The sequence below is a fragment of the Pseudanabaena sp. UWO311 genome (assembly GCF_006937785.1).
In the GTDB taxonomy this organism is placed as follows: domain Bacteria; phylum Cyanobacteriota; class Cyanobacteriia; order Pseudanabaenales; family Pseudanabaenaceae; genus Pseudanabaena.
The window spans coordinates 2501-5363 of the sequence record NZ_SJEE01000060.1; the positions used below are offsets into that span (position 1 = coordinate 2501).

Annotated in this window: 2 tRNA genes and 2 rRNA genes (1 of these 4 only partly in view); all 4 read right to left on the reverse strand. The window is 48.9% G+C overall.

Features of this window, described 5'->3' with window-relative positions:
• Positions 1–594, reverse strand: a 23S ribosomal RNA gene (locus PseudUWO311_RS23800) (it extends 2228 nt beyond the left edge of the window).
• Positions 595–764: 170 nt separating this feature from the next.
• Positions 765–840, reverse strand: a tRNA-Ala gene (locus tag PseudUWO311_RS23805).
• A 38-nt stretch (positions 841–878) separates the two neighbouring features.
• Positions 879–952, reverse strand: a tRNA-Ile gene (locus tag PseudUWO311_RS23810).
• Positions 953–1081: 129 nt separating this feature from the next.
• Positions 1082–2567: ribosomal RNA gene (locus PseudUWO311_RS23815) — 16S ribosomal RNA — on the reverse strand.
• Together the 16S and 23S rRNA genes with 2 tRNA genes alongside form the textbook arrangement of a ribosomal RNA operon.
• Positions 2568–2863 lie beyond the last annotated feature (296 nt).

Here is a 2863-nt window from a genome sequence, read left to right on the forward strand (position 1 = left end):
CAACAGGCACACGGTCAGACGTTAAATCGTCCTCCCATTGCTTGTAAGCTCACGGTTTCATGTTCTATTTCACTCCCCTTCCGGGGTTCTTTTCACCTTTCCCTCGCGGTACTGGTTCACTATCGGTCACAAGTGAGTATTTAGCCTTACGAGGTGGTCCTCGCGAATTCACACGGAATTTCTCGTGTACCGTGCTACTCAGGATACAGCTTGCCAACTTTGATTTTTAATTACGAGGCTTTCACTCTCTTTGGCGTGTCATTCCAAACACTTCATCTAATCTCTGTTGTACAGTGTTGCTGTCCTATAACCCCAGTCGGTCATGCCAACTGGTTTGGGCTGGTTCCCGTTCGCTCGCCGCTACTTAGGAAATCATTATTTATTTTCTCTTCCTTCAGCTACTAAGATGTTTCAATTCGCTGAGTTTGCTCTTTCCCGTCTATTTTATTCAACGGGCAGTATTTAGGGTTGCCCCATTCGGAAACCTGCGGATCAGGGCTTGCTTCCAGCTCCCCGCAGCTTATCGTAGGTAACCACGTCCTTCATCGCCTTCTTGTGCCTAGGTATTCACCGTGAGCCCTTTGTAGCTTGACCTCTGTGTTTCCACTTTGGATCTACTTGCTTCTTATTACTATTACTATGCAGTTTTCAAGGTTCTTTCTAAATTCTCGCTTTCGCTAGAATTTAGCAGTCTCTCTAGTTTTTGGCTCTTTGCCTGACTAGATGAGTTGCTAAACTCTCGCTTTCGTTGATCTTTCGTAGTTTGGTGGAGATAAGGAGATTCGAACTCCTGACTTCCTGCGTGCAAAGCAGGCGCTCTACCAACTGAGCTATATCCCCAGAGTTCTCCTTAGCTTTGATGCTAATGATTTCTCAAGTGGGCCATACTGGACACGAACCAGTGACCTCACGGTTATCAGCCGTGCGCTCTAACCAACTGAGCTAATGGCCCTTTTGTGTTGTCTAAATCAGAACCTGACTTAGTTTGAAAGCTTTCCAATATTCCTCGAACGACCTTGGGATGACTTACTCTTGACTTAATTCTGTATTGTTTCAGTCTAAGAGTAAATAGGTCTCCCTATAAGGAGGTGATCCAGCCGCACCTTCCGGTACGGCTACCTTGTTACGACTTCACCCCAGTCACCAGCCCTGCCTTAGGCGCCTCCCTCCCTTGCGGGTTGAGATAACGACTTCGGGCGTGACCAGCTTCCATGGTGTGACGGGCGGTGTGTACAAGGCCCGGGAACGTATTCACCGCAGTATGCTGACCTGCGATTACTAGCGATTCCGCCTTCATGCAGGCGAGTTGCAGCCTGCAATCTGAACTAAGACCGGGTTTATGAGATTAGCTTGCATTCGCATGCTCGCAACTCTTTGTCCCGGCCATTGTAGTACGTGTGTAGCCCAAGGCGTAAGGGGCATGATGACTTGACGTCATCCCCACCTTCCTCCGGTTTGTCACCGGCAGTCTCTCTAGAGTGCCCAACTTAATGATGGCAACTAAAAACGAGGGTTGCGCTCGTTGCGGGACTTAACCCAACATCTCACGACACGAGCTGACGACAGCCATGCACCACCTGTGTTCGTGCTCCCGAAGGCACTCCTCCCTTTCAAGAGGATTCACGACATGTCAAGCCTTGGTAAGGTTCTTCGCGTTGCATCGAATTAAACCACATACTCCACCGCTTGTGCGGGCCCCCGTCAATTCCTTTGAGTTTCAATCTTGCGACCGTACTCCCCAGGCGGGGTACTTAACGCGTTAGCTACGGCACTGATCGGGTCGATACGACCAACACCTAGTACCCATCGTTTACGGCTAGGACTACTGGGGTATCTAATCCCATTCGCTCCCCTAGCTTTCGTACTTCAGCGTCAGTTGAGATCCAGCAGGACGCTTTCGCCACTGGTGTTCTTCCAGATATCTACGCATTTCACCGCTACACCTGGAATTCCTCCTGCCCCTATCTCTCTCTAGTCTCACAGTTTCCATTGCCGATCCAAGGTTGAGCCTCGGGCTTTGACAACAGACTTATGAAACAGCCTACGTACGCTTTACGCCCAATAATTCCGGATAACGCTTGCATCCTCCGTCTTACCGCGGCTGCTGGCACGGAGTTAGCCGATGCTTATTCGTTAGGTACCGTCATTATCTTCCCTAACAAAAGAGGTTTACAACCCACAGGCCTTCGTCCCTCACGCGGTATTGCTCCGTCAGGCTTTCGCCCATTGCGGAAAATTCCCCACTGCTGCCTCCCGTAGGAGTCTGGGCCGTGTCTCAGTCCCAGTGTGACTGGTCATCCTCTCAGACCAGTTATCGATCGTCGCCATGGTAAGCCGTTACCCCACCATCTAGCTAATCGAACGCAAGCTCATCTATAGGCATTAAAACTTTCACCTCTCGGCACATCCGGTATTAGCAGTCATTTCTAACTGTTGTCCCGAACCTATAGGTAGATTCTTACGCGTTACTCACCCGTCCGCCACTAAGTCCGAAGACTTCGTTCGACTTGCATGTGTTAAGCATACCGCCAGCGTTCATCCTGAGCCAGGATCAAACTCTCCATGGTGTCTTTATACTTTCAGAATTGCTTCCTACTTTTCTAAAGCTTTTTTCCTCTCGGATGGGTTTGACTTTTTTAAGCTTTTCGCTTATCCTGTCGGATAGCTAGTTATCTTTCAATAATCTAGTCTCTTTTATCTTTTTGACGAGGTTTATTGGTTTCTTAAAGCTTTCAAACTATTTGGTTGTCTAGGTTCTTGGCACTCCCTCTCAGGTCGGGTTCGCTTCGCTTTCGCTCGTCTCTCCCTTCAGCGCTTTACTAAGTTATCAAGCTTGCCTTGCTTTGTCAAGCGTTTTTTGAAA